This is a genomic window from Oceanisphaera sediminis (assembly GCF_039539745.1).
GTDB classification, from domain to species: Bacteria; Pseudomonadota; Gammaproteobacteria; order Enterobacterales; family Aeromonadaceae; genus Oceanimonas; species Oceanimonas sediminis.
On sequence record NZ_BAABDS010000036.1, the window covers coordinates 1 to 25,310 of the forward strand.

At 56.7% G+C, this 25,310-nt stretch carries 21 protein-coding genes, 2 tRNA genes and 1 pseudogene; 5 read left to right on the top strand and 19 right to left on the bottom strand.

Translation table 11 applies throughout. From position 1 onward, the window contains the following. Positions 1-228: 228 nt before the first annotated feature. Positions 229-576, top strand: coding sequence for a NirD/YgiW/YdeI family stress tolerance protein (locus ABD827_RS11195; RefSeq protein WP_344964870.1), 348 nt, complete (start codon positions 229-231; stop codon positions 574-576). A gap of 121 nt (positions 577-697) precedes the next feature. Then, positions 698-2,104 carry a prephenate-dependent tRNA uridine(34) hydroxylase TrhP gene (gene trhP / locus ABD827_RS11200; protein ID WP_344964871.1) on the top strand — a complete coding sequence of 469 codons (1,407 nt, stop codon included), beginning with the start codon at positions 698-700 and terminating at the stop codon, positions 2,102-2,104. A 128-nt stretch (positions 2,105-2,232) separates the two neighbouring features. On the opposite strand, the gene ABD827_RS11205 is transcribed toward trhP, so the two are convergent. Genes ABD827_RS11205 through ABD827_RS11215 form a run of 3 tightly spaced genes read right to left on the bottom strand, consistent with a single transcriptional unit; the run spans position 2,233 to position 5,922 of the window. Continuing rightward, positions 2,233-3,339, bottom strand: a complete 1,107-nt coding sequence (locus ABD827_RS11205) for a mandelate racemase/muconate lactonizing enzyme family protein (RefSeq protein ID WP_344964872.1) — start codon at positions 3,337-3,339, stop codon at positions 2,233-2,235. A 13-nt stretch (positions 3,340-3,352) separates the two neighbouring features. Then, positions 3,353-4,750: a YfcC family protein gene (locus ABD827_RS11210; RefSeq protein ID WP_344964873.1), complete on the bottom strand. Its 1,398-nt coding sequence runs from the start codon at positions 4,748-4,750 to the stop codon at positions 3,353-3,355. A gap of 14 nt (positions 4,751-4,764) precedes the next feature. Continuing rightward, a complete protein-coding gene (locus tag ABD827_RS11215) occupies positions 4,765-5,922 on the bottom strand; it encodes a M20 metallopeptidase family protein (protein ID WP_344964874.1) in 1,158 nt (385 codons plus the stop codon). Between the two features lie 237 nt (positions 5,923-6,159). Here ABD827_RS11215 and ABD827_RS11220 point away from each other — a divergent pair, with 237 nt between their 5' ends. Next, positions 6,160-7,110 (top strand): LysR family transcriptional regulator, encoded by a 951-nt coding sequence (locus ABD827_RS11220; protein ID WP_344964875.1) that lies wholly within the window; start codon positions 6,160-6,162, stop codon positions 7,108-7,110. Between the two features lie 288 nt (positions 7,111-7,398). On the opposite strand, the pseudogene pnp reads toward ABD827_RS11220, so the two are convergent. From pnp to rlmE, 14 genes and pseudogenes are all read right to left on the bottom strand, one after another. Continuing rightward, positions 7,399-9,468: pseudogene (gene pnp, locus ABD827_RS11225) on the bottom strand (polyribonucleotide nucleotidyltransferase); the annotation flags it as partial. 317 nt (positions 9,469-9,785) lie between these two features. After that, on the bottom strand, positions 9,786-10,055 hold the full coding sequence (gene rpsO, locus ABD827_RS11230) for a 30S ribosomal protein S15 (RefSeq protein ID WP_298719240.1): 270 nt from the start codon (positions 10,053-10,055) through the stop codon (positions 9,786-9,788). 160 nt (positions 10,056-10,215) lie between these two features. After that, a complete protein-coding gene (gene truB / locus ABD827_RS11235) occupies positions 10,216-11,151 on the bottom strand; it encodes a tRNA pseudouridine(55) synthase TruB (protein ID WP_344964878.1) in 936 nt (311 codons plus the stop codon). Between the two features lie 2 nt (positions 11,152-11,153). After that, entirely contained in the window at positions 11,154-11,588 is a 435-nt protein-coding gene (rbfA, locus tag ABD827_RS11240; protein ID WP_344964879.1) for a 30S ribosome-binding factor RbfA, read from the bottom strand. An 83-nt stretch (positions 11,589-11,671) separates the two neighbouring features. Then, the gene (gene infB, locus ABD827_RS11245) at positions 11,672-14,368 is read right to left on the bottom strand and encodes a translation initiation factor IF-2 (protein ID WP_298719244.1); all 2,697 of its coding nucleotides are present in this window, start codon (positions 14,366-14,368) and stop codon (positions 11,672-11,674) included. A 19-nt stretch (positions 14,369-14,387) separates the two neighbouring features. Then, the gene (gene nusA / locus ABD827_RS11250; RefSeq protein WP_344964880.1) at positions 14,388-15,890 is read right to left on the bottom strand and encodes a transcription termination factor NusA; all 1,503 of its coding nucleotides are present in this window, start codon (positions 15,888-15,890) and stop codon (positions 14,388-14,390) included. A gap of 14 nt (positions 15,891-15,904) precedes the next feature. Further along, positions 15,905-16,363: a ribosome maturation factor RimP gene (gene rimP, locus ABD827_RS11255; RefSeq protein WP_298719247.1), complete on the bottom strand. Its 459-nt coding sequence runs from the start codon at positions 16,361-16,363 to the stop codon at positions 15,905-15,907. Positions 16,364-16,553: 190 nt separating this feature from the next. Beyond that, positions 16,554-16,630 (bottom strand) — tRNA-Met (locus ABD827_RS11260). A gap of 57 nt (positions 16,631-16,687) precedes the next feature. After that, positions 16,688-16,774, bottom strand: a tRNA-Leu gene (locus ABD827_RS11265). Positions 16,775-16,783: 9 nt separating this feature from the next. Then, a complete protein-coding gene (secG, locus tag ABD827_RS11270; protein ID WP_298719249.1) occupies positions 16,784-17,119 on the bottom strand; it encodes a preprotein translocase subunit SecG in 336 nt (111 codons plus the stop codon). 327 nt (positions 17,120-17,446) lie between these two features. Then, complete coding sequence (gene glmM / locus ABD827_RS11275) at positions 17,447-18,775, bottom strand: phosphoglucosamine mutase (RefSeq protein ID WP_344964881.1); 1,329 nt, start codon at positions 18,773-18,775, stop codon at positions 17,447-17,449. Between the two features lie 4 nt (positions 18,776-18,779). Next, positions 18,780-19,613: a dihydropteroate synthase gene (gene folP, locus ABD827_RS11280; protein WP_344964883.1), complete on the bottom strand. Its 834-nt coding sequence runs from the start codon at positions 19,611-19,613 to the stop codon at positions 18,780-18,782. A gap of 68 nt (positions 19,614-19,681) precedes the next feature. Then, positions 19,682-21,634 carry an ATP-dependent zinc metalloprotease FtsH gene (gene ftsH / locus ABD827_RS11285; RefSeq protein ID WP_298719255.1) on the bottom strand — a complete coding sequence of 651 codons (1,953 nt, stop codon included), beginning with the start codon at positions 21,632-21,634 and terminating at the stop codon, positions 19,682-19,684. Positions 21,635-21,678: 44 nt separating this feature from the next. After that, positions 21,679-22,308, bottom strand: coding sequence for a 23S rRNA (uridine(2552)-2'-O)-methyltransferase RlmE (rlmE, locus tag ABD827_RS11290; protein ID WP_298719257.1), 630 nt, complete (start codon positions 22,306-22,308; stop codon positions 21,679-21,681). A gap of 84 nt (positions 22,309-22,392) precedes the next feature. Between rlmE and yhbY the strand changes: the two genes are divergently transcribed. Together yhbY and ABD827_RS11300 are read left to right on the top strand one after the other, a co-directional pair. Next, positions 22,393-22,689 (top strand): ribosome assembly RNA-binding protein YhbY, encoded by a 297-nt coding sequence (gene yhbY, locus ABD827_RS11295; protein WP_298719258.1) that lies wholly within the window; start codon positions 22,393-22,395, stop codon positions 22,687-22,689. A gap of 107 nt (positions 22,690-22,796) precedes the next feature. Further along, entirely contained in the window at positions 22,797-23,426 is a 630-nt protein-coding gene (locus tag ABD827_RS11300; protein WP_344964886.1) for a PilZ domain-containing protein, read from the top strand. Positions 23,427-23,481: 55 nt separating this feature from the next. On the opposite strand, the gene greA is transcribed toward ABD827_RS11300, so the two are convergent. After that, entirely contained in the window at positions 23,482-23,958 is a 477-nt protein-coding gene (gene greA / locus ABD827_RS11305; protein ID WP_298719262.1) for a transcription elongation factor GreA, read from the bottom strand. A 134-nt stretch (positions 23,959-24,092) separates the two neighbouring features. Then, positions 24,093-25,226, bottom strand: coding sequence for a molecular chaperone DnaJ (gene dnaJ / locus ABD827_RS11310; RefSeq protein WP_298719264.1), 1,134 nt, complete (start codon positions 25,224-25,226; stop codon positions 24,093-24,095). Positions 25,227-25,310 lie beyond the last annotated feature (84 nt).

Below are 25,310 nucleotides of genomic sequence, written 5' to 3' on the forward strand. Positions count from 1 at the left end.
AGAAACACTACACCGCCATGCTCAGCCTCGTATCAACGGTGATATGGCTGGCATGATTGAGAACGCTCCCTAACGCCTCACGCCTCTCCCCTCACGTCGGTACTGTGACCAAAATTGTCTGATCGAACCCGTATTTGGCCCGATAAATCGTCGGGCCGGCGCGGGCCTGAGACCAGGCCATTCGGTTGCGGTTACTATCGGGCGCTCTACTACAAACGGGAGCACCTCGTGAACAAGATACTGATTGCCGCCATCTTCGGGTTATCTGCGCTGACCGGCACGGTTCAGGCCGGATCTGACCATTACTATCGCCAACCCTGGGTGAGCGTAGCTCAGGCGCACTATATGGAAGATGACAGCGAAATATGCCTCACCGGCTATCTCGTTGAACAGCTGGACGACGAGGAATATCTGTTTCAGGATGGCACCGGCGTCATGATGATGGACATAGTCGATGACGAATGGCGTCATATTCAAGCGACTTCCCACACCCGCCTGACCCTTTGCGGAGAACTCGATCAGGATGATGACGACGGTGCCGAACTGGACGTCGAACACATGGACCTGGCCTATTGACCGCTTTCGCTGCAATCCGGCTTTGCCGTCTCTGCTCGATATTGGCGGCTCGGGGGAGTAAAATACCCTCCCCGGCCACCATCTGGTGGTGGCCCGCTGACCTGACATCAGACGAGAACCCATGTTGACTACGAAACCGTTCATACCCGAATTACTTTCCCCCGCCGGCTCGCTCAAGAATATGCGCTATGCCTTCGCCTATGGTGCCGATGCGGTCTACGCCGGCCAGCCCCGCTATTCGCTGCGGGTACGCAACAACGAGTTCAATCACGAAAACCTCAAGACCGGCATCGATGAGGCCCATGCTCTGGGCAAGAAGTTTTATGTGGTGGTCAACATTCAGCCCCACAACGCCAAGCTGAAAACCTTTCTGCGCGACATGAAGCCGGTGGTCGAAATGGGCCCGGATGCACTCATCATGTCCGATCCCGGCCTGATCATGCTGGTGCGCGAGCACTTCCCCGACATGCCCATTCATCTGTCGGTACAGGCCAACGCCGTCAACTGGGCCTCGGTCAAGTTCTGGCAGGACTACGGCATCGAGCGGGTGATACTGTCGCGCGAGCTATCGCTGGAAGAAATTGAAGAAATTCGCACCAACTGTCCCAGCGTCGAACTGGAAGTATTTGTCCACGGCGCCCTGTGCATGGCCTACTCCGGCCGCTGTCTGCTGTCCGGCTACATCAACAAGCGCGATCCCAACCAGGGGACCTGCACCAACGCCTGTCGCTGGGAATACAAGGTGCATGAGGCCAGGGAAGACGACGCCGGCCAGATAGTTCACAAGCAAGAGCCGATCATGGTGCAGCCAGTAGAACAAGTGCAACAGGTCGAGCCCACCCTGGGTGCTGGCGCCCCGCACGACCAGCCGGTGCTGCTGGAAGAAAGCAACCGTCCCGGCGAGTACATGGCCGCCTATGAAGACGAACACGGCACCTACATCATGAACTCCAAGGATCTGCGCGCGGTGCAGTATGTGGAGCGCCTCACCCGGATGGGTGTGCACTCACTGAAGATAGAAGGCCGCACCAAGTCGTTCTATTACGTGGCGCGCACCGCCCAGGTGTATCGCAAGGCCATCGACGATGCGGTGGCCGGCAAGCCCTTCGACGCCACCCTGATGAACACCCTGGAAAACCTGGCACATCGCGGTTACACCGAAGGCTTTCTCAAGCGCCACGCCCACAGCGATTACCAGAACTACGAGACCGGCCATTCGGTATCGACCCGCCAGCAGTTTGTCGGCGATATCACCCGTCGTGATGGCAACTGGGTAGAAGTGGAAGTGAAGAACAAATTCAGCGTCGGTGATCAACTAGAGCTGATGACGCCCGCCGGTAATATCACCTTTACCCTGGAGCAGCTGAAAAACCGTAAAGGCGAGCAGGTCGAGGTTGCCCCCGGCAGCGGCCATGTGGTCTGGTTACCGCTGGCCGCATCGGTCAACGTCGACTTCGGCATACTGCTGCGCCACCTGGGCACACAGCAAGACAGCCGTCAGCCTCATGCAACGCCGCTAACGGCCTGATTATCGCCAGGAAGAACAAAAACCAAAAAGCCGGGAATTATCCCGGCTTTTTGGTTGCGATATCACCTCTGCGTCACTTATGTGTTTTGAGAAGCTAACTTATAACAACTGGATCTCTTTTCATGTACTCAATCGATTCTATCCTCAAAGATACTGAGAGCCCTGACTCTGTCTTCGTCGATCCAGATGCCAAGACCGGGGGCGTCGGATAACTCAATATGGGTCTCGTTGCCGGGCATGTCGGCAACATCACGAGCAATCATGGCCGGCCCCACCATGTCGTTAGCCACTATATTGCAATGGGCCATCGCCAGGTGCGCGCCCGCCAAAGTAGCAACCGATGACTCCACCATGGAACCGATCTGGCAGGGAATATCTGCGGCGAGACCGATCTCGGCCATGGCGCGGGCGGCGTGTAATCCCCCGGACTTCATCAGTTTGATATTGACCATGTCCGCCGCCTGGCGGCGAACCACCTCGAGCATGTCACGCACGCCGTGAATGGGCTCGTCAGCCATGATAACCGCCTCGGTGGCCTGGGTGATCCGGGCCAGTGCATCCAGATTTTCAATGGAGACCGGTTGCTCGAACCACTCCACCTGATAAGGCGCAGCCTGACGAATAATCTGCAGAGCCTGCTTGGCACTCCAGCCCTGATTGGCGTCCACTCGCAGGGCTACGCCCGGTGCCATCGCCTCCCGGACGCGGGCGATGCGTTCGACATCCAGCTCTGGGGCATCACCAAGCTTGATCTTGACTGATGTATAGCCGCGATCACAGGCTTCCCGCGCCTGACGCGCCATCTCCTCCGGTGCCAGCATGCTGATCACACAGGGCAGTTCGAGGCGAGCATGATAACGTCCCCCCAGCAGGCTATAGAGGGGAACCTTGCAGTGTCTGGCCAGTAGATCGTGCAGGGCGATATCCAGAGCGGCCTTGGCGGAAGGGTTATGGCGGATACGCGCCTCGGCCATGCTGTGGAAAGCGCCAATACTGTCGATTGGGCGCCCGATCAGGAGCGGCGCCAATTCTCTGGTGATGATCTGTCGAGCTGCCTGCCAAGTCTCTCCCGAGACATGCTGATCGACAACCGCTTCCCCCCAGCCCACTTCTCCCGAAGTCGATTCGATCCTGACCAGGATGCTTTCGATATCTTCATAGGTATCGTAGGCAATCTTAAATGGCTGTTTGAGTGGCAAGCGAATGCCATAGACGGTGATTTGTTTAATCTGCATAGGAAAACGTCCTTCAAGACCAGGAAATATAATAGGCAAGGGTAACCATGCTGGCAGCCAGCATCAGCTGTATGAGAAACAATGGCAGAATCCACTTGATCCATTTGCTCCAGGAAACACCGGCCACCGACAACCCTGCCATAAAGTAGCCGGAGGTGGGAGTGATGATATTGGTGATCCCGTCGCCCAGCTGGAAGGCAAGTACTGCAGTCTGGCGAGTAACACCCACCAGATCGGCAAGCGGCACCATCAGCGGCATGGTCAGGGCGGCCTGACCACTGCCGGAGGGGACCAGGCAGTTAAGCAGCATCTGTACCAGAAACATGCCGACGGCCGTCAACACGGGTGGCATGCCGCCAATCAGCTGTTCGAGATGGTAGAGAATGGTATCGAGGATGCTGCCGTTCTTGAGCACGATCAGGATACCGAAGGCGAAACCGACCACCAGAGCCCCCATGGCGATGTCCTTTAGTCCATTGACAAACTGCTCGGCGATATCATTGGGGCTCATGCGGGCAAAGGCCCCGACCAGCATGCACATCAGCAGGAACACCCCGGACATTTCGCCGATATACCAGCCATGACGAATGACGCCATAGGCGATTAGCAGGATGGATCCGGCGAAGGCCGACAGGATCAAGCGATCGGAGTGAGTCAGAGGGCTTTCGTCGAGCACATCCTTACTTGCTGCCGCTCCAGACACGGGTGGCGATTTCACCTTGGCGGCATAGTAGGTCACGAAAGCGATGCTCACGCCGACAAATACCAGCCAGTAAACGACCCGCAAGCCCATACCCGAAAACATCGGCAGCTGGGCAATATCCTGGGCTACACCGACGGTAAAGGGATTCATGAACGCCGCGGAGAACCCGGCTCCGGCCCCCACCAACGGGACGGCGGCGGCGACCATGGAGTTATAGCCCAGCATCCTCATCATGGGCGCCAGTATGATGATGAAGGCGATGGTTTCCTCGGCCAGACCAAAGGTGGCGCCGCCGATGGCAAACAATAGCATCAACAACGGGATCAGAATGATGTCATGACCCGACAGGCTACGGCTGATACTGGCCACCAGTTTCTGCAGCACCCCCGTCGCCTTGAGTACCCCGAAGGCGCCCCCGGAGATAAAGATGAAGAAGATGATGCTGCTGCCTTCCTTCATACCCTCGAATACCGCGATGAACGGCGTGAGCAAGGTCGCTGGCTGGCCATCAATGGCGGCATAGCTGCCAGGCACCACCACCGTTTTGCCTTGCTCGGAAAGCACCCGCTCATAGCTGCCTGCATCGATCAGATAGGTCATCGCGGCCGCGACACAGATGAAAGTGAACAAGACCACGAAGATATGTGGAAAACCGAGCTGCCGGCGTGGTGCTGCCTCGAACTCGGCAGCTCTTTCTAGATGTCTCATATTACCCCCTGGATTCACTGATTGCTGTCGAGAAAACGTCGAGCGGCATGGGAAAGAAAACAGCTGCCTTTGTCCAGAATGTCGTCGTTGAAGTCATAGTCGGGCTGATGCAACCTCGGGGCCGAGCCGCCGCAGCCGTTGCCAATCCACGCATAGACGCCAGGTACCTTTTCCAGGAAAGCGCCCATGTCGTCGGCGCCCATGCTGATCGGATGATCCACCAGCAGAGACGCGCCCCACAGCTCTTCGACCACGCCGCGCGCGAGGGCAACACAGGCCGGGTCATTGGCCACCGGCGGGGTTGAGTGCCGGTAGTCAATGGTCGGTGTACACCCCGTTGCCAGGCCAATCCCTTCCACGATATCGTGAATACGTTGTTCGATATGCCGTCTGGCATCGGGCTTGAAACTGCGGGCAGTGCCCTTTAGCCTGGCCATGGCCGGAATAATGTTGCTGGCATGACCGCTCTGAAGACTGCCGACACTGACGACAGCGATATCCTCGGGATTGGTATTGCGACTGATTACCTGCTGCAGGGCGGTTACGAATAACCCGGCAGCAAAGACGGGGTCCGTGGTCAGGTGGGGCATGGCGCCGTGACCGCCTTCGGAGTTGAACTGCACCTCGAAATCGTCACTTGAGGCCATATGGGGCCGGTCATGAATCACAAAGCGCCCGGTCTCGACCCCGGGCCAATTGTGCATGCCAAATATCGCATCGATGGGAAAGCGCTCCAGCAACCCATCGTCAAGCATGGCGGGCGCCCCGGTGCCTAGCTCCTCGGCCGGTTGAAAGACAAGCACCACACGACCGGAGGCTGGACGGTTTTGAACCAGATCAAGGGCAGCACCGAGCAGCATCGCCGTGTGACCATCATGGCCGCAGGCATGCATGACCCCCTGATGGCGGGAACAATATTCGGTGGTGTTGTCTTCTGCCAGCGGCAGGGCATCCATGTCGGCCCTCAGACCCACGCTGCGACCGGCAGACAAGCCGTTGATGATGCCGACCACGCCGTGGCCGCCGATGCCCTGATGCACCTCGTCAACACCAATTTCCCGCAGCATGCCGACCACTCGTTCGGCGGTCTGTTGCTCGTGACAGGAGAGCTCGGGAAAACGATGCAGCTCACGCCGAAAGGCAATCATGCGTTCTATATCACGCTCTTTCATTAGATAGGTCCCTCTATTGGCCATAGCCTGGAAACGGCCTGGTCTTCCATGACTGACTATCATCCTCCTGGCAAGCAACACGTCGCCAGGGGAAAAGTCCATTAAACAGCCGTTTGTACTGTTGCACTAAGCGGCGTTTTTCATCATATTCAATGAGTTAAAGACCGAAAAATACTTGTTCTCGATGGTGTCATGCCTTTTTGATATGCCACAGGCTGTTTGGGGCGAAATAACAACATGGATATAAGAAAACTGAAATACTTTCTGTCGGTCGTCGATGAAGGTTCAATCACAGCGGCAGCAAGAAAAATTCACATTGCCCAGCCGGCATTGACACGACAAATCCGTCTGCTTGAAGAAGGGATCGGTACTCGGCTGCTTGATAGAAATCACAAGGGAGTGGTATTAACCCGGGCAGGAGAGTTCCTTTATGACAATGCCCTGCGCCTGGTAGCCGACCTGGATAATGTTGCCAAGAAAACAAAAGCCATCGCAGAAGGGTATGCCGATAGCCTGTCCATCGGCATCACCACCATTCACCCTTACATTCCCAGTATTTCGGGAGTGATCAGTCGGTTTCGTGCGCAATATCCGGATATCCGGCTTGCACTCGAGTCCATGTTATCCGGCCCTCAGACCACGGCCATCGTCCAGGGCAGCATCGATGCCGGCCTGCTATTCATCGAATCAGACGATGAACCGCTGCTGGATACCCTGTCCGTCGGCACATTCCGCATGGCGGTGATCATGCGTCGTCACCCCGGTTTGCTGGACAAGGCGCCGACATCGCTGCGCGACTTTGATGGGGCCCCCTTCATACGCTTCAAGCGTGATTCGACCCCGGGCAGCTACGATCGTATCGACCGGTATTTTCGTGATGCGGGCATCACGCCAAATATCGTGCAGGAATGTCACGATGACATCACCATTCGTGGCCTGGTGGCCACGGGTATGGGCTACGCCATCATGCCGAGCATTCTGGCTGCAGGTGATGATAGCCTCATTGCCTTCGAACTTGATGATCTCCCCATTTATTGCACTCTGATGTTGGCCTGGCGTAAAGGCTGCAAATCGCCCGAGGTAGACTTGTTATGCCGTGTTGCCATGGATGCAGATCAGTTGGCGAGTGAAGCCGAAGAACAAGTATCTATAGTTGAGCAGTCCTCAACGAGTTTCGTTGTTCAGTAAAAGCCTACTGGTTTGAGGCTACTGCTGCGCCACCTGGGCACCCGTCAGCCTCATGCAACGCCGCTGACGGCCTGATTATCGCCAGGAAGAACAAAAACCAAAAAGCCGGGAATTATCCCGGCTTTTTCTATTTGCGCATCAGCCTGTCAGGCCACGGCGACGTTACTCGGCCTTGTCGGCCGGTGCTGCGTCGGTCTTGGTGGCTTCGGCAGGTGCCGCTTCCACCTTGGCTTCTTCAACCTTGGTTTCTTCGGCAGCGGGCGCTTCGGCGGCGACCGGCTCTTTCGCTTCCTTGATGGACAGACGAATGCGGCCCTGGCGATCCACTTCCAGTACCTTGACCTTGACGGTGTCGCCCACGGTCAGGTGATCGGACACGTTCTTGACCCGCTCTTCGGTGATCTGGGAAATGTGTACCAGGCCATCTTTACCGGGCAGAATGTTGACGAAAGCACCGAAGTCGGCCAGACGCACGACCTGACCGTCGTAGATGGTGCCGCTTTCCACTTCTGCGGTCAGCTGCTCGATACGACGAATGGCCAGCTTGGCCGCTTCACCGTCCACGGCGGCAATCTTGACGGTGCCGTCGTCATCCAGCTCAATGGTGGTACCGGTTTCTTCGGTCAGGGCACGAATGGTCGCGCCGCCTTTACCGATAACATCACGGATCTTCTCGGGGTTGATCTTGATGATATGGATGCGCGGTGCAAAATCGGAGATCTCGGCACGGGGTGCCTGCAACGCCTCATCCATCACCTTCAGGATGTGCAAACGAGCATTGCGCGCCTGCTTCAGCGCCACTTCCATGATTTCCTTGGTGATGCCTTCAATCTTGATGTCCATCTGCAGGGCGGTAATACCCTGAGTGGTGCCGGCTACCTTGAAGTCCATGTCGCCCAGGTGATCTTCGTCACCCAGAATGTCGGACAGCACCACAAAACCGGCGTCTTCTTTCACCAGACCCATGGCGATACCGGCCACGGACGCCTTGATCGGCACACCCGCGTCCATCAGCGCCAGTGAAGTACCACACACGGAAGCCATGGAGGAAGAACCATTGGACTCGGTGATTTCGGATACCACACGCACCGTGTACGGGAACACGTCGGCACTCGGCATCACGGCGGCAACGCCGCGCTTGGCCAGGCGGCCATGACCGATTTCCCGACGCTTGGGACTGCCGACCATGCCGGTTTCACCCACACAGTAGGGAGGGAAGTTGTAGTGCAGCATGAAGCGGTTGGTACGGGCGCCGGTCAGCTCGTCAATCAGCTGAGCGTCACGCTCCGTGCCCAGGGTAGCGGCAACCAGGGCCTGAGTTTCACCACGGGTAAACAGGGCGGAGCCGTGAGTACGAGGCAGTAGACCGGTGGCCACGTTCAGGGCACGAATCATGTCGGGTTCACGACCATCGATACGGGGCTCACCGCGTACCACGCGACCACGTACAATCTGCTTCTCCAGCTTGCCCAGCTGTTCCTGCACTTCCTTGATGCCCTGCTCGGGATGAGCGGCCAGCACGGCCGACAATGCCTTGGCCTTGATGGCGCCAATGGCGTCGCGACGAGCGCTCTTGTCGGTGATGCGATAGGCTTCACCCATCTCGGTGGTCGCCAGCTCGGCAATCTGGGCTTTCAGGCCTTCGTTCTCGGCCTTCGGCTGCCAGTCCCAGGGCTGGGTGCCCACTTCGGCGGCAAACTCGTTGATCGCCTGCACGGCGGTGTTCAGCTGCTCGTGACCGTAAACCACGGCGCCCAGCATCACTTCTTCGGGCAGAATGTTGGCTTCGGACTCCACCATCAATACCGCGTTGGCGGTACCGGCAACGACCAGATCCAGCTCGCTGTTTTCCAGCTCGCTGATGCTCGGGTTCAGCACGTACTCACCATTCATGTAACCGACGCGAGCGGCGCCGATAGGACCGGCAAACGGAATACCGGAAATGGCCAGGGCCGCAGAGGTACCCAGCATGGCGATGATGTCGGGCGCGATATCGGGGTTCACCGAGACCACGGTGGCGATCACCTGTACTTCGTTCTTGAATCCTTCGGGAAACAACGGACGGATCGGACGGTCAATCAGTCGCGAGGTCAGTGTTTCACCTTCCGTTGGGCGGCCTTCACGCTTGAAGAAGCTGCCCGGAATGCGGCCGGCAGCGTAGGTACGCTCCTGGTAGTTAACGGTCAGCGGAAAAAAGTCTTTGCTTTCATCGGCTTCGCGCTTGCCAACGACGGTCACCAGAACGGCGGTATCATCAATGCTGGCCATGACGGCACCACTCGCCTGACGCGCCATGACGCCGGTTTCGAGGGTGACGGTATGCTGGCCGTACTGGAAGGTTTTCACGATAGGATTCACGTTGTAGATTCCTTAATATGTTTGGTCTTTTAATTTACCGGCACAGTATACTTGATTCCCGTTTAAAGGACAGAATCGCAAGGGGAAAACCAGCTTTAAGTCGTAAGCTGTAAGCTCGAAGTTAAACCGGAACAGAGTGTTTTTCAGGTGCCACTTCTGTGGTAAGAACAAGCAGCCAATGGCTGATTTTTCCGAATAAACTCGATATCTACAAACGGCATTGTTTAACTTACAGCTGTCAGCTTATGGCTTAAAGCTGTTGTCTGCAGGCAACAAAAAAGGGGCCGAAGCCCCTTTTTCTTGAACCGGATGCTCGATTAACGACGCAGACCCAGCTTGGCGATCAGTGCACTGTAACGCGCAACGTCTTTACGCTTCAGGTAGTCCAGCAGGCTACGACGCTGGGATACCATGCGCAGCAGACCACGACGGCTGTGGTGATCGTGGATGTGCTGCTTGAAGTGACCTTGCAGGTGGTTGATCTGGGCGCTCAGCAGGGCAACCTGAACTTCAGGTGAACCGGTGTCGCCTTCGCCGCGAGCAAAATCAGCAACGATCTGGGCTTTTGTTTCAGCATTTAGTGACATCTTATTACTCCAAAGAGATGAATGTTTTTTCCAGCCGATCACTAATTCAGCCGGAAAGCGAGCTGCGCATTCTACCAGTTAAGCCGATGTTGGCAACCAGAAAATGCCGGCAACAGCAACGAGCCTGGCAAGGCCCGTTGCTGTTGACAAGGTCGTGGTTTCAGCGCACCAGGCGCTTGGGGGCAACTTTACCGTCTTCGTCGATTTCACCGACGCCGATAAACCGGTGTTCGTCACCCATGGTCATGCGTACAAAGCCTTCCAGCGGCGCGCCGGAAACCTGCACCGCCTGCCCCTGATTGATATAACCGGCCACCAGCTCGGACATGTTCACTTCCGGCAGGGTGGAGACGGCGGTATCCATCGGCAACAGCAGCGGATCCAGCTCCAGGCGAGGCGCTATCTCCTGGGTGCGGCAGTTTTCGAGAATGCATTCCAGCTGCTCCAGCGTCAGCATGCGGTCGCTCGGGTACCCGGCCACGGCAAGACGACGCAGCACGGTCACGTGGGCGCCACAGCCCAGCACTTCGCCCAGATCATCGACGATGGTACGGATATAGGTGCCTTTGCTGCAGTGTACTTCCAGCTCCACTTCATCGCCTTCAAAGCGGATCAGGCTCAGCTCATAGACGGTGATGGGCCGGGACTCCCGCGGCACTTCAATGCCTTCACGGGCATACTGGTACAGGGGTTTGCCCTGATATTTGAGCGCGGAATACATGGACGGAATCTGCTTGCTCTCGCCACGAAAACGATCCAGCGCCTCGATCAGATCGCCCATGGCGACGTTGACCGGACGGGTCTCGACCACCTCGCCGTCGGCATCGCTGGTGTCGGTGCGCTCGCCCAGCTTGGCAACTACCCGGTAACGCTTGTCCGCTTCCAGCAGAAACTGGGAAAACTTGGTGGCTTCACCCAGGCAAATCGGCAGCATGCCGGTAGCCAGCGGGTCGAGGGCACCGGTGTGCCCCGCCTTGGCGGCGGCATAAATACGCTTGACCTGTTGCAGGGCATCGTTGGAGGTAATGCCGGCTGGCTTGTCCAACAACAGAATGCCGTCTACCTCACGGCCACGAAATCGACGCTGACGCCCCATCTTCAGTCCTTCTTCTCTTGATCTTGATCTTGCTCTTGATCCTGGTCCTGATCTGCCTGACTACCGCCCTGCATACGACGATTGTCTTCGGCAATGGTGCTGGAAACCAGGGTAGAAATACGCATCCCCTCGACCAGGCTCTGGTCGTAGGCAAATCGTAATTCGGGCGTAACTCGCAGACGCATGGCTTTGCCCACCAGGCTGCGAATAAAGCCGCTGGCATCTTTCAGCACCTTCATGCCCTGCTCGATTTTTTCCGGATCATTTTCCAGAAAGGTAACAAACACCTTGGCGTAGTTCAGATCCCGAGACAACTCGACACCGGATACCGTCACCAGCTTGAGACGGTCATCTTTGATTTCCCGCTGCAGGATCATCGCAATTTCTTTCTGCAATTCCTGACCTACCCGGCGGGCACGGCTGAATTCTCTGGCCATAATTCTCTTTCCAAGACAAAGGGGGCCAAAGGCCCCCATTTATTTATCAGTACTGAAACCGGGGTTCCTGGTACAGGTCGCCCTTACAGGGTGCGCTGTACTTCCACGATTTGGAAGACTTCAATCTGGTCGCCCACACGTACATCATTGTAGTTCTTCACGGCGATACCACATTCCATGCCGTTACGCACTTCCTGTACATCGTCCTTGAAGCGACGCAGAGATTCCAGCTCGCCTTCGTAAATGACCACGTTGTCGCGCAATACCCGAATCGGGTTGCTGCGCTTGACGTTACCTTCGGTGACCATACAACCGGCCACGGCACCAAACTTGGGTGAACGGAACACGTCACGTACCTGAGCCAGACCGATGATTTCCTGCTTGAACTCCGGTGCCAGCATGCCGGTCATGGCCTGCTTCACTTCATCCAGCAGTTCATAGATCACGCTGTAGTAGCGCAGATCGATCTCTTCCGCTTCAATCATCTTGCGGGCAGAGGCATCGGCACGCACGTTGAAGCCCACTATGATGGCGTTGGACGCCGCCGCCAGGCTGGCGTCGGTTTCGGTGATTCCACCCACACCGGTACCAATGATCTTGACCTTGACTTCGTCGGTGGACAGCTTCTGCAGCGATTCGGAAATCGCTTCGATGGAGCCCTGAACATCGGCCTTCAGTACCAGGTTGACTTCGGCCACTTCGCCTTCGGTCATGTTGGCGAACATGTTCTCCAACTTGGCTTTCTGCTGACGTGCCAGTTTCACTTCGCGGAACTTGCCCTGACGGTAGAGCGCCACTTCACGGGCTTTCTTCTCGTCACGCACCACGGTAGCTTCATCACCGGCTGCCGGTACACCGGACAGACCCAGGATTTCAACCGGAATGGACGGACCCGCGGTCTTGATGTCGCGACCCAGCTCGTCTCTCATGGCGCGAACACGGCCATATTCCAGACCACAGAGTACGATATCGCCCTGGTTCAGCGTACCTTCCTGTACCAGTACGGTGGCAACCGGACCACGACCCTTGTCGAGACGGGATTCGATAACCACACCGGACGCCATGCCGTCGTATACGGCTTTCAGCTCCAGTACTTCCGCCTGCAGCAGAATGGCTTCGAGCAGTTCATCGATACCCTGACCGGTTTTGGCCGAGATAAAGACGAACATGTTTTCGCCGCCCCAGTCTTCCGACATGACGCCGTGCTGAGACAACTCGCTCTTGACCCGATCGATATCCGCTTCCGGCTTGTCCATCTTGTTCACCGCCACAATCAGCGGTACGCCCGCCGCCTTGGCGTGCTGGATAGCTTCAACGGTCTGCGGCATCACGCCATCATCCGCTGCCACCACCAGAATAACGATATCGGTGGCGCTGGCACCACGAGCACGCATGGAGGTAAAGGCGGCGTGACCCGGAGTATCCAGGAAGGTAATCATGCCGTTGTCGGTTTCGACGTGATAGGCACCGATATGCTGGGTAATACCACCGGCTTCGCCGGCCGCCACCTTGGCCCGACGGATGTAATCCAGGGTCGAGGTCTTACCATGGTCGACGTGACCCATGATGGTCACCACCGGCGCACGAGTCTGACGTTCGGCATCGGTATCCCGATCCGACAGTACCTTATGCTCCAGCTCGTTTTCACGACGCAGAACCACCTTGTGGCCCATCTCTTCCGCCACCAGCTGGGCGGTTTCCTGATCGATCACCTGGTTGATGGTCACCATGGCGCCCATCTTCATCATGGTTTTGATGACGGCGGCACCCTTCACGGCCATCTTGTTGGCCAGTTCGGCCACGCTGATGGTTTCACCGATCTCGACATCGCGGTTAACCGCCTGCACCGGCTTCTGGAAGCCGTGTTTCATCGAGTTGGGCGTCATCACCTTGGCGCGCTTGCCTTTACGCAGACGCTCGTTGCGGCTTTCGCGATTTTCGCGATCTTCCTTGTTTTTGCCACCCTTGCGCTTCTTGCCGCCGGTACTACGGCGCGCTTTCTGCTCTTCGGTCTTGTCGGCTTCGTCTTCGGCGGCCTTGGCATGCTCGTTGGTCATGACATGGTAATCCGCGTCTTCCGGCTTCTTCGCCGCGGCTTCTTCTGCCCAGCGTTTTTCATTTTCTTCAGCCAGCTTGCGTACTTCTTCGGCCTTTTTCTGGGCGTCCAGCTCGGCCTTGCGCAAGGCTTCCTGCTCACGCTGTTGCTTCAATTTTTCTGCTTCGCTCTTCGCCATATCGTCCGCCTTCTTCTGCTCTTTGCCTTGGGGCTTGGTTGCCCCCCGCTCTGTGGTGTTTTGAGCTTGCAGCTGAGCCTGGCGGGCTTTTTCTTCCGCATCACGCTTGGCTTGTTCTTCTGCCTCACGCTTGGCCTTCTCTTCGGCTTCGCGTTTGGCTTGCTCTTCGGCCTCACGCCGGGCCTGTGCTTCTGCTTCCAGACGCGCCTGCTCTTCTGCTTCCTGTTGACGCTGCTGCTCTTCCAGCGAGTCACGTCTTACATAGGTGCGCTTCTTGCGCACCTCAACCTGTACGGCTTTGCTCTTGCCGCCGACCACCGGCACGCTCAGGGTGCTGATGGTCTTGCGCTGCAGCGTCATCCGCTTGGGCTCTTTATCGTCAGCGCCATGCTGTTTCTTTAAAAACGTCAGCAAGGCGGCCTTTTCGGTTTCCGATACGGTGTCGGCGGTGGATTTCTCCATGCCGGCTTCGCGAAACTGCTGTACAAGGCGGTCAACCGATGTGTCGATGTCGCTGGCGAGCTGCGTTAATGTAACTTCTGCCATTCATTTACCTCCGCTGATCTTATTCTTCGTTCTGGTCTCCGAACCAGCAGATATTTCGGGCCGCCATGATCAGCTCCCCTGCCAGGGTTTCATTCAGACCTTCAATTCCTTCAAGGTCGTCAATGCCCTGCTCTGCCAATTCTTCCAGATCCGCAACACCTCGGGCGGCAAGCGAATACGCCAGCTCCCGGGTCATGGAGGGCAGTGCGAGCAGGTCTTCTGCCGGCTCCACCCCTTCGAATGATTCTTCCTGCGCCAGGGCCCGAGTGGTCAGGGCATCCTTGGCTCTCGTACGCAGCACCTCCACCGTCTCTTCATCCAGGCCTTCGACGCTCAACAGCTCGCTGACCGGCACATAGGCAATTTCTTCCAGAGAAGAAAAGCCTTCTTCCATCAGCAAGGCGGCGAAATCTTCGTCGATGTCCAGGTCCTGAACAAACAGATTCATGATCTTGTCGCTTTCTACCTGATGCTTGCTCTGCAGATCTTCCACCGTCATCACGTTCAGTTCCCAGCCGGTCAGCTGAGCTGCCAGCCGAACGTTCTGACCGTTACGGCCGATGGCCTGAGCCAGATTGCCGGACTCCACCGCGATGTCCATGGAATGAGCATCTTCATCGACGATGATAGAGGCCACATCTGCCGGTGCCATGGCGTTGATCACAAACTGGGCGGGGTTGTCGTCCCACAGAACTATATCGACTCGCTCACCGCTGAGCTCGCCGGATACGGCTTGTACCCGGGCGCCACGCATGCCGACACAGGCCCCGATGGGGTCGATGCGGCGATCGTTGGTCTTGACTGCAATCTTGGCACGACTGCCCGGATCCCGGGCGGCGGCCATGATTTCGATAATTTCTTCGCCGATTTCCGGCACTTCGATGCGGAACAGCTCTTTCAGAAAGTCCGGGTGGCTGCGGCTGACAAACAGCTGGGCGCCACGGGCTTCGGGGCGAACCGCATACAGCAGACCGCGAATACGGTCACCGGAACGGAATGATTCCCGCGGCAGCAGATCTTCGCGGAAAATCACCGCTTCGGCGTTACTGCCCAGATCCAGAATCACGTTATCCCGGGTCGCCTTCTTGACCACACCGGTGATGATTTCGCCTTCCTGATCCTGGAACTGTTCCACCACCTGCATGCGCTCGGCTTCGCGTACTTTCTGTACGATAACCTGTTTGGCGGTCTGGGTGGTGATGCGATCGAAGGTGACCGAGTCAATCTCGTCTTCCACATAATCGCCAACCTGGATCTCCGGCTCGTCAATCTGTGCCGCTTCCAGGGTGATTTCACCGTAGGGGTTGGTCAGGGCTTCCTGATCTTCCACCACCTGCCAGCGACGATAGGTAACAAAATTACCGCTCTTGCGATCGATTTCGACCCGAACTGCGATTTCGCCTTCATATTTTTTCTTGGTGGCCGTAGCCAGGGCGGTTTCCAGTGCCTCGAAAATCTTTTCGCGAGGCACGGCCTTTTCGTTGGAAACGGCGTCAACAACCAGCAATATTTCTTTATTCATGTCCGACTGCCTCGTTAGTCAAAGTTCGGAACCAGATGCGCTTTTTGGATATTGGCGAAGGCGATGGGAAATTCGGTTCCGTTCACCTCCACCCTGATCATGGTGTCGTCTACCGACACCAGAAGCCCGGTCAGTTTACGATGATTGTTCACCGCCATGCGCAGGGATAACTCTACCTGCTGGCCGATAAGGGCCTGATAATGGGCCGGCTTGAACAGGGGGCGAGCCATACCCGGAGAAGACACCTCCAGATCATATTCGGTAGAAATGGGATCTTCCACATCGAGCACGGCACTGACCTGCCGACTGACTTCGGCGCAATCAGTCACTTCAATACCGTTTTCATGGTCGATGTACAAACGTAAGGTCGAATGCCGGCCGGCGCGTACAAACTCGAGCCCCAGCAATTCAAAGCCCAGAGCCTCTACGGGCTCTGACAGCATATCGGTCAATCGTTGTTCCAATGTAGCCAAAGCTACCCCTCCGAAAACAAAAAAAGGGCTCGCAGCCCAGTGAATGTGCACCGGTAACACCGGCGCTGAAGTGCAGATAACAAAAAGCCCCGATCTTCAAATCGGGGCTATTCACCTGTACCCTGACTGTCGCCTCGCAGCGACCGTTCACCGTACCGACTATTGAATAGTGTGCGATAAACGTGAGGATTGGTTGCGGGGGCCGGATTTGAACCGACGACCTTCGGGTTATGAGCCCGACGAGCTACCAGACTGCTCCACCCCGCGTCCGAACCGTGCGAGAGTATAGTTAATTCGAGACTGAATCTCAACTTAACTATGACTTGGTGCCGAGAGCGGGACTTGAACCCGCACGCCCATACAGGCACTACCCCCTCAAGATAGCGTGTCTACCAATTCCACCACCTCGGCAAAAACCTTTTATTCGGGAACGTCGCTGCTGTTAACGGCAGGAACATCGCCCGGGATAACGCTTTCTTCTACCTGTGGTACAGAAAGGTCTTCCCATTCACTTCCTTGCTGAGTGTTGTTACTGGACAGATTACCCAGTACCAGACTCACTACAAAGAAGCCTGCTGCCAGCAGCGTAGTCGCTTTGGTCAGGAAATTACCCGACCCGCCGGAGCCAAAAACCGTGTTCGACGCACCTGCTCCGAAAGAAGCACCCATATCGGCGCCCTTACCTTGCTGAATCAACACCAGACCAATCAATGCCAATGCGATAAGCAGATACACCACTAAAAGAATTTCGTACATTTTCGCTACCTTTGGTTGGCGCTCGCATCCCTTGGCAGACTGCCCTTGGGAGCGGGGCTAATACTAGCGACACCCCCGGCGGGATACAAGCGCAATTTTAAAAAAACCGTCCGAGTGCATAAAAAGGCGACAAAGCGATGATTGAACAACCGTTTTTCTTCAGCTGGAAGCCGTCAGCTGTCAGCTGTCGGCAACTCGGCGGTGTTTTCAGTTTTGGTGCAGCAACCGTAACTCATAACCCGCATGCTGAACTTTCAAACAACTCGGGCAGCTGATCGCTGACAGCTTATAGCTACGGCGAAGCCGCTACAGCTCCGGCGCAGCCGGTCAGGCCGGTATGGCGTCGGCAATATATTGTGCCAGACGCTGTACCAGCTCGGCATCGGCCCCTTCGACCATCACCCGGATCAGGGGTTCGGTACCGGACTTGCGTAACAAGACGCGGCCCGCACCGGCCAGCTGCTCTTCAGCACTGGCCACCCGCCGCAGTACTTCGCTGTCGGCCAGTGGATCGGTACCCGCCTGAAAGCGCACATTGATCAGCACCTGGGGATACAAGGTCAGCTCCTGTCCCAATTCGTGCAGGCTGCGCCCCTCATCGACCATGGCACGCAACACCTGCAATGAGGCCACTATGCCGTCACCGGTGCTGTTGTGATCCAGGCTGATGACATGGCCGGAGTTTTCGCCGCCCAGTTTCCAGCCGTGCGTTTTCAGCAGCTCCATCACATAACGGTCGCCCACTTTCGCCCGCTTGAACGGAATATCGAGCTCCGCCAGAGCCAGCTCCAGTGCCATGTTGCTCATCAGGGTGCCCACCACGCCACCATTCAGGGTGCCTCGGCGATGGGCATCTCGTGCCATGATATACAGCAGTTGATCACCGTCGAGCAAGGCGCCGGTATGATCCACCATCGCCAGTCGGTCGCCGTCACCGTCGAAGGCAATGCCCAGGTCGGCACCATGCTGCTGTACGGCGGCAATCAGGGCCGCCGGTGCGGTCGAGCCGACCTGATCGTTGATATTGATGCCGTTCGGCTGCCCGCCGGTACGAATCACCTTGGCACCCAGCTCTTCGAACACCGCCGGGGCGATGTGATAAGTGGCACCGTGGGCGCAATCAAGCACCATGGTCAGGCCGTCCAGGTGCATTTCGGAAGGAAAGGTGCTCTTGCAGAATTCGATATAGCGACCGGCGGCATCGTTGATGCGGCTGGCCTTGCCCAACAGCTCGGAGGGTACACAGTCCATCGGCTGATCCAGCATGGCTTCTATCGCCAGCTCCACCTCGTCCGGCAGCTTGGTGCCGTCATGAGAGAAGAACTTGATGCCATTGTCGTAATAGGGATTGTGAGAGGCGCTGATCACGATACCGGCTTCGGCACGAAAAGTACGGGTCAGATAGGCGATAGCCGGGGTCGGCATCGGGCCCAGCAGTGCCGCCTGTATGCCGGCGGCAGACAAACCCGCTTCCAATGCCGACTCCAGCATGTAGCCGGAAATGCGCGTGTCTTTGCCAATCAGCACCTTCTTGGTACCGGTGCGAGACAACACCTTGCCGGCGGCCCAACCCAGCTTCATTACAAATTCCGGGGTGATGGGGTAGTCCCCGACTCGTCCGCGAATGCCGTCGGTGCCAAAATATTTTCTGCTCATTATATTATCCCTGATATTGTGCTGCCTGTTGCCATACCCGCATGGCATCGGCCATTTCTTTTACATCATGCACTCGCAATATCTGCGCGCCCTGACTCAGCGCAAACAAATGCGCCGCCAGGCCGCCGGCCAGACGTTGGTCGACTTCACGATCCAGTAATTGTCCCAGCATCGACTTGCGTGACATACCAACCAGCAAGGGCAGGCCCAGGGCATGCAGCTCACCGACCTTGCCCAGCAATTCATAGTTGTGTTCGAGTCGCTTGCCGAAGCCGTAGCCGGGATCCAGGCAGAGTCGTTCGCGAGGAATGCCTACTTCATCACAGGCCTGCAGTCGTTGCCGCAGAAAGTCCGCCACCTCGAGGGTGACATTCTCATAATCCGGTGCCTGCTGCATGGTTCTGGGCTGACCCTGCATATGCATCAGGCAGACGGCGGCACCACTGTCGGCGGCCACCTGCAAGGCACCCGGCTCGCGCAGGGCACGAATGTCGTTGATCAAGTCCGCACCGGCCCTGACCGACTCCCTCATGACCCCCGCTTTGCTGGTATCGATGGATATCCAGCAATCCAGCTCCTTGCGCAACAGCTCCAGCACCGGAATCACCCGATCCAGCTCCTGCTGCTCGGCCACCGCATCGGCGCCGGGCCGGGTCGACTCGCCGCCCACGTCAATCAGGGTGGCGCCATCCTTGACCATCTGCAAGGCATGGCGCAAGGCGGCATCATGACCCACAAAGTGGCCGCCGTCCGAAAAAGAGTCGGGCGTCAGATTAAGGATCCCCATGATACGGGGTGAGGATAAGTCCAGACTTCTGGATGCGCTTGATAACAGCATAACGACAGGTTCCCACAAAATAAAAAGCCCCGGACAGCGATGTCCGGGGCTTAATTTATCATAAATTATCAGTTGCTGGTGGCATCACCTGGCTTATTCAAATCCGCAGTGCCGGACTTGTCTTTGTCAGTCTGCTCTGCATCCTTGTCACCGGTGCTGGCCGTCGGTCCCTGCGGCTTGTCGTCAGACTCTTCTTTCCAGTCTGCCGGTGGCCGCACATCACGACGTGCCATCAGATCATCGATTTGCTTGGCATCGATGGTTTCGTACTTCATCAGAGCATCTTTCATGGCGTGCAGAATATCGATGTTGTCCATCAGTATCTGCTTGGCGCGCTCGAAATTGCGATGAATGACGTCTTTTACCTCGGCATCGATGGCATTGGCGGTTTCATCGGACATGTGCTTGACCTTGGCGGCAGTACGGCCGAGGAAGACTTCGCCTTCTTCATCCGCATACAGCAAAGGACCCAGTTTTTCCGACAGACCCCACTGGGTCACCATCTTGTGGGCAATTTCGGTCGCCCGTTCGATGTCGTTGGAAGCACCGGTGGTCACCTTGTCGAAACCATAGATGATTTCTTCCGCCAGACGACCGCCATACAGGCTGGAAATCATCGACTCCAGATGCTGCTTGCTGTAGCTGAAGCGATCCTGTTCGGGCAGATACATGGTCACCCCCAGGGCGCGACCACGAGGAATAATCGATACCTTGTACACGGGATCATGCTCGGGGACCATACGACCAACGATGGCGTGGCCCGCTTCATGATAGGCGGTCATCGCTTTCTCGGACTCGGACATCACCATGGAGCGGCGTTCGGCGCCCATCATGATCTTGTCTTTGGCTTTTTCAAACTCTTCCATCGATACCAGTCGACGGGCAGAGCGAGCCGCAAACAGCGCAGCTTCGTTCACCAGGTTGGCCAGATCCGCACCACTGAAACCGGGGGTACCACGGGCAATGACGCTGGCATTGACATCGTCACCCAGCGGCACACGGCGCATGTGCACCTTGAGGATCTGTTCACGACCACGCACATCGGGCAGACCGACTACTACCTGGCGGTCGAAACGGCCGGGACGAAGCAAAGCCGGATCCAGCACGTCGGGTCTGTTGGTCGCGGCAATGACGATAACGCCTTCATTACCTTCAAAGCCGTCCATCTCTACCAGCATCTGGTTCAGGGTCTGTTCGCGTTCGTCGTGACCACCACCCAGACCGGCGCCACGCTGGCGACCGACGGCATCGATTTCATCGATGAAGATGATACAGGGAGCAGATTTCTTCGCCTGCTCGAACATGTCACGTACCCGTGACGCGCCCACACCGACAAACATTTCCACGAAATCAGAGCCGGAAATGGTAAAGAAAGGCACCTTGGCTTCACCGGCAATGGCTTTCGCCAGCAGGGTTTTACCGGTACCGGGTGGGCCCACCAGCAGAATACCGGTGGGAATGCGCCCGCCCAGCTTCTGGAAACGGCTGGGATCACGCAGGTAATCCACCAGCTCGGTCACGTCTTCCTTGGCTTCATCACAACCGGCCACATCGGCGAAGGTCGTTTTGATCTGATCCTCGCTCATCAGGCGAGCCTTGCTCTTGCCGAAGCTCATGGCACCCTTGCCACCGCCGCCGCCTTGCATCTGACGCATGAAGAACACCCAAACGCCAATCAACAGCAGCATGGGGAACCAGGAAATGAAGATAGACGTCAGCAGGCTCGGTTCTTCCGGCTTTTCGCCCACGACCCGCACGTTGTTGTTCAGCAGATCATTCAGCAGCTGAGGATCCTGCGCAGGCAGAATAGTCGTGAAACGATCACCACTGCGCTTTACGCCGTTGATGGTCTTGCCATCCATACGCACTTCACGAATTTGCCCTTGGGCTACTTCCTGTACAAAGGTGGTATAGTCCGTCTGGCGTCCACTCGGCTCACTCGGGCTAAAGCTCTGGAATACCGACATTAACACCACGGCTATGACCAACCACAGGATCAAATTTTTCGCCATGTCACTCAAATTACTAACCTCACCGGCTGACAGTTTATGACTTTGACAGGGTACTACAGTTTAAAACCTGTAGCCACAATGTAGACTTCTCGCGATCGGGGTCGCGACGAGTCGGGTTTTCTTACCCTTACCGAACTGAAAGACCGGCGAACATCCAGAAGAAATTCATCGAAGCCGGCCCCCTGAAACACTTTTACAACAAAACTGCCTTTGGGTGCGAGCACCTGACGACACATATCCAGTGCCAATTCCACCAGATACATGGATCTGGGCTGGTCGACCTCGGGGGTACCGCTCATGTTGGGTGCCATGTCCGACAACAGGACATCGACCTTGTCTTCCCCTACCCGTTCCAGCAGCGCATTCAGTACTTCCTCGTCACGAAAGTCGCCTTGCAGGAAGTCGACCCCGGCAATGGGGTCCATGGCCAGCAAATCACAGGCGATGACCTTGCCCTTCAAACCGACCTGTTCAACCGAATACTGACTCCAGCCTCCGGGGGCCGCGCCCAGATCCACCACCGTCATGCCGTGTTTGAGCAGACGATCGCGCCCCTGCAATTCTTCCAGTTTAAATACGGCACGCGAGCGCAGGCCTTTTTTTTGCGCCTGTTGTACATATTTATCGTCAAAATGCTCTTTGAGCCAGCGCGTCGAGCTGGCCGAGCGTTTTTTCTTAGTCATTAAATTATCGCTCTGCTATTACCATTGAAGCTTAGATGGGGGTACAATAGTCCCCTTTCAACCTATTAACTGAAGCATTTTGCAATGACCCTGACTAATAAGCAAAGACAATACCTCAAAGGCATGGCCCACAGCCTGAAGCCGGTGGTATTGCTTGGCCAGCATGGCCTGACTGAAGGCGTACTGGCCGAGATCGATCTGGCCCTGAATTTCCACGAACTGATCAAGGTCAAGGTTGCCGCCGAAGACAGGGAAGTCAAAAAGCTGATCATGGACGCCATCGTTCGTGAAACCGGCGCGGTAAAAGTTCAGAATATCGGCCACATGCTGACACTGTATCGTGCCGGCGAAGAGAAAAAAATCAGCCTGCCCAGAGCCTGAGCCGTCGGCAAGGGCTGGGTTCATCGCCCGGCCCTTTTGCCCTACCCGCTTTCACTTTCCGATATTTCCCTCTGTTTTTTCTTGTTCTGCCCTCAACAGCACTATGATTGAGCATATGCTCCCACTGTGTGATTGTCATGCCCAGCCACCGCTATCTTACCGACGAAGAACTCGAGCTGTTGAACGAGGTCAGCCATCAGGAAAGCTCGCAGGCTCTGCTTAGCCTGCCGCTGATGCTCGATGCTCATATCGCGCCCCTGCTCGAGCAAGCCTCGACCCTCGAGCTGAAGCTGGAACTTGGCGAGATAAAACTGAGCTTTCCGGTGGCATTGAAACACCCGATTGCCAGCCAGGAGCAGGCCGAGCTCAGCTCACCCAGCATCATCACCAACGGCGGTCACCCTCGGGCCTGGCGCTTGCCCCATCCTCAGTGTCTGCAACTCAGACAGCCCAATGGCCGCCCGCTGGCGGCGGAAATCAGGGATCTGTCCACCAATGGCATGCGCCTGTTGTCACGCCGCTCGCTGTTCGGCCGCGGTCAGCACAAGAGGGTATTGTTGACGCTGGGGCAAGATCAGGAGCTGAGACTGACGCTCAAGCTGGTGCGTCAGCACAAAGGGTCTCACTTCTGGTTAACCGCAGTACGATTCGAGCTGTCCATGGCCGATTGCCGGGCCTTGTCGGACTTCGTCTTCAGGGGATTTCTGGAGCAAATAAACAAAAGGCAGGCGCCATAGCGCCTGCCTTTGTCATGGCCACAGTGGCCGGACGTCATTATCGCAGCCCGGCGTATTACAGGTACTGGACCTTGATCACTTCGTATTCGACTTCTCCGGCGGGTGTTTTAACCACCGCCACATCATCCACTTCCTTGCCAATCAGGGCGCGGGCAATCGGAGAGTTGACCGAAATCATGTTGGCCTTGATGTCCGACTCGTCATCACCCACGATGCGATAGGTAATTTCTTTCTCGTCATCCACTTTGAACAGCTCGACGGTGGCGCCGAAAATCACCTTGCCGGTGTTCGGCAGCTTGGTAATGTCGATGATCTGGGCATTGGACAACTTGGCCTCAATCTCCTGAATACGTCCTTCGCAGAATCCCTGCTGTTCACGCGCAGCATGATATTCGGCATTTTCCTTCAAATCGCCGTGTTCACGGGCATCGGCAATGGATGCGATTATTTGCGGGCGCAGCACAGACTTCAGGTGATCCAGTTCTTCACGCAGTTTCTGTGCACCGCGAATGGTCATCGGTGTTTGCTTCATAGTGGAAACCCGGTTCCTTTCAGACAATAAAACAACAAGAGCCCCGCCGGAAACCGGCACAGGGCTCGTATCATAAATAATTCCGTTTCAGCCATCTGGCTGTCATATCAGACAGCCAGATTAATACAGTGGGCTTAGCGGGTCAAATCATCGAAGAAACGCTTCACCCCTTCGAAGAAGCCTTCCGTCTTGGGTCTGTGCTTCTTGGCCGCCAGGCCGCCACAAGAGTCTTCCAGCTTGCGTAACAGCTCTTTCTGCTCGTCGGTCAGACTGACCGGCGTCTCGATATAGACCTTGCACACCAGATCGCCCATCTGACCGCTACGGGCCGAGCGTACGCCCTTGCCTTTCAGGCGGAACAGTCGACCGGTCTGGGTTTCTGCCGGAATCTTGAGCTTGACCCGGCCATCCAGCGTCGGCACTTCCACTTCTCCACCCAGGGCGGCGGCGGTAAAGCCGATCGGCACCTCGCAGAACAGGTTGTTACCATCGCGCACGAATATTTCATGGTCGCGCACGTGCATCTGCACATACAGATCACCTGTCGGCGCGCCGGCTTCACCCGCCTCGCCTTCACCCGACAACCGAATACGGTCACCGGTGTCGACGCCCGCCGGGATCTTAACCGACAGCGTCTTGGTTTTCTGATAACGGCCTTCACCGTGACACTTGTGGCAGGGGTCGCTGATGATCTTGCCCTTGCCCCGGCACTGGGGGCACGGCTGCTGCACGGTAAAGAACCCCTGACGCATCTGTACCTGACCATGGCCGTGACAGGTCGGACAGGTCTTGGCCTGGGTGCCAGCTTTGGCACCGCTGCCGTCACAGACGTCACAGCCTACCAGAGTCGGCACCTTGATCTCTTTGGTCACGCCCCGCACGGCTTCTTCCAGCGTCAGCTCCATGTTGTAGCGCAAGTCCGAGCCACGGGCCGCACGCTGCTGACGACGCTGACCGCCACCGAAGATATCACCGAACACGTCGCCAAAAATATCACCGAAGTCGGCTCCGCCACCACCAAAGCCATGACCGCCTTGCTGGCCGTTGACGCCCTCATGACCAAACTGATCATAGGCCGCACGTTTCTGCTCGTCGGTCAGCACTTCGTAGGCCTCGGTGGCCTCCTTGAACTTGTCGCCGGCGTCGGCATCGGTCTTGTTACGGTCGGGATGATATTTCATCGCCATCCGCTTGTAGGCTTTTTTTATCTCGCGCTCGTCGGCTTCCTTGGAAACCCCGAGCACTTCGTAATAATCTCGTTTCGACATAGGCTGATTGCTTACCTGAGTCCTGTTCACACAAAGGCGGGCGTTGGAATCCCAACGCCCGCCACTGGCAGCGTTAATACGCTG

Coding starts and splice junctions, on each gene's coding strand:
- trhP (WP_344964871.1), top strand. CDS start 698: ATGTTGACTACGAAACCGTTCATACCCGAATTACTTTCCCCCGCCGGC.
- ABD827_RS11205 (WP_344964872.1), bottom strand. CDS start 3,339: ATGCAGATTAAACAAATCACCGTCTATGGCATTCGCTTGCCACTCAAA.
- ABD827_RS11210 (WP_344964873.1), bottom strand. CDS start 4,750: ATGAGACATCTAGAAAGAGCTGCCGAGTTCGAGGCAGCACCACGCCGG.
- ABD827_RS11215 (WP_344964874.1), bottom strand. CDS start 5,922: ATGAAAGAGCGTGATATAGAACGCATGATTGCCTTTCGGCGTGAGCTG.
- ABD827_RS11220 (WP_344964875.1), top strand. CDS start 6,160: ATGGATATAAGAAAACTGAAATACTTTCTGTCGGTCGTCGATGAAGGT.
- rpsO (WP_298719240.1), bottom strand. CDS start 10,055: ATGTCACTAAATGCTGAAACAAAAGCCCAGATCGTTGCTGATTTTGCT.
- truB (WP_344964878.1), bottom strand. CDS start 11,151: ATGGGGCGTCAGCGTCGATTTCGTGGCCGTGAGGTAGACGGCATTCTG.
- rbfA (WP_344964879.1), bottom strand. CDS start 11,588: ATGGCCAGAGAATTCAGCCGTGCCCGCCGGGTAGGTCAGGAATTGCAG.
- infB (WP_298719244.1), bottom strand. CDS start 14,368: ATGGCAGAAGTTACATTAACGCAGCTCGCCAGCGACATCGACACATCG.
- nusA (WP_344964880.1), bottom strand. CDS start 15,890: ATGAATAAAGAAATATTGCTGGTTGTTGACGCCGTTTCCAACGAAAAG.
- secG (WP_298719249.1), bottom strand. CDS start 17,119: ATGTACGAAATTCTTTTAGTGGTGTATCTGCTTATCGCATTGGCATTG.
- glmM (WP_344964881.1), bottom strand. CDS start 18,775: ATGAGCAGAAAATATTTTGGCACCGACGGCATTCGCGGACGAGTCGGG.
- folP (WP_344964883.1), bottom strand. CDS start 19,613: ATGCTGTTATCAAGCGCATCCAGAAGTCTGGACTTATCCTCACCCCGT.
- rlmE (WP_298719257.1), bottom strand. CDS start 22,308: ATGACTAAGAAAAAACGCTCGGCCAGCTCGACGCGCTGGCTCAAAGAG.
- yhbY (WP_298719258.1), top strand. CDS start 22,393: ATGACCCTGACTAATAAGCAAAGACAATACCTCAAAGGCATGGCCCAC.
- greA (WP_298719262.1), bottom strand. CDS start 23,958: ATGAAGCAAACACCGATGACCATTCGCGGTGCACAGAAACTGCGTGAA.
- dnaJ (WP_298719264.1), bottom strand. CDS start 25,226: ATGTCGAAACGAGATTATTACGAAGTGCTCGGGGTTTCCAAGGAAGCC.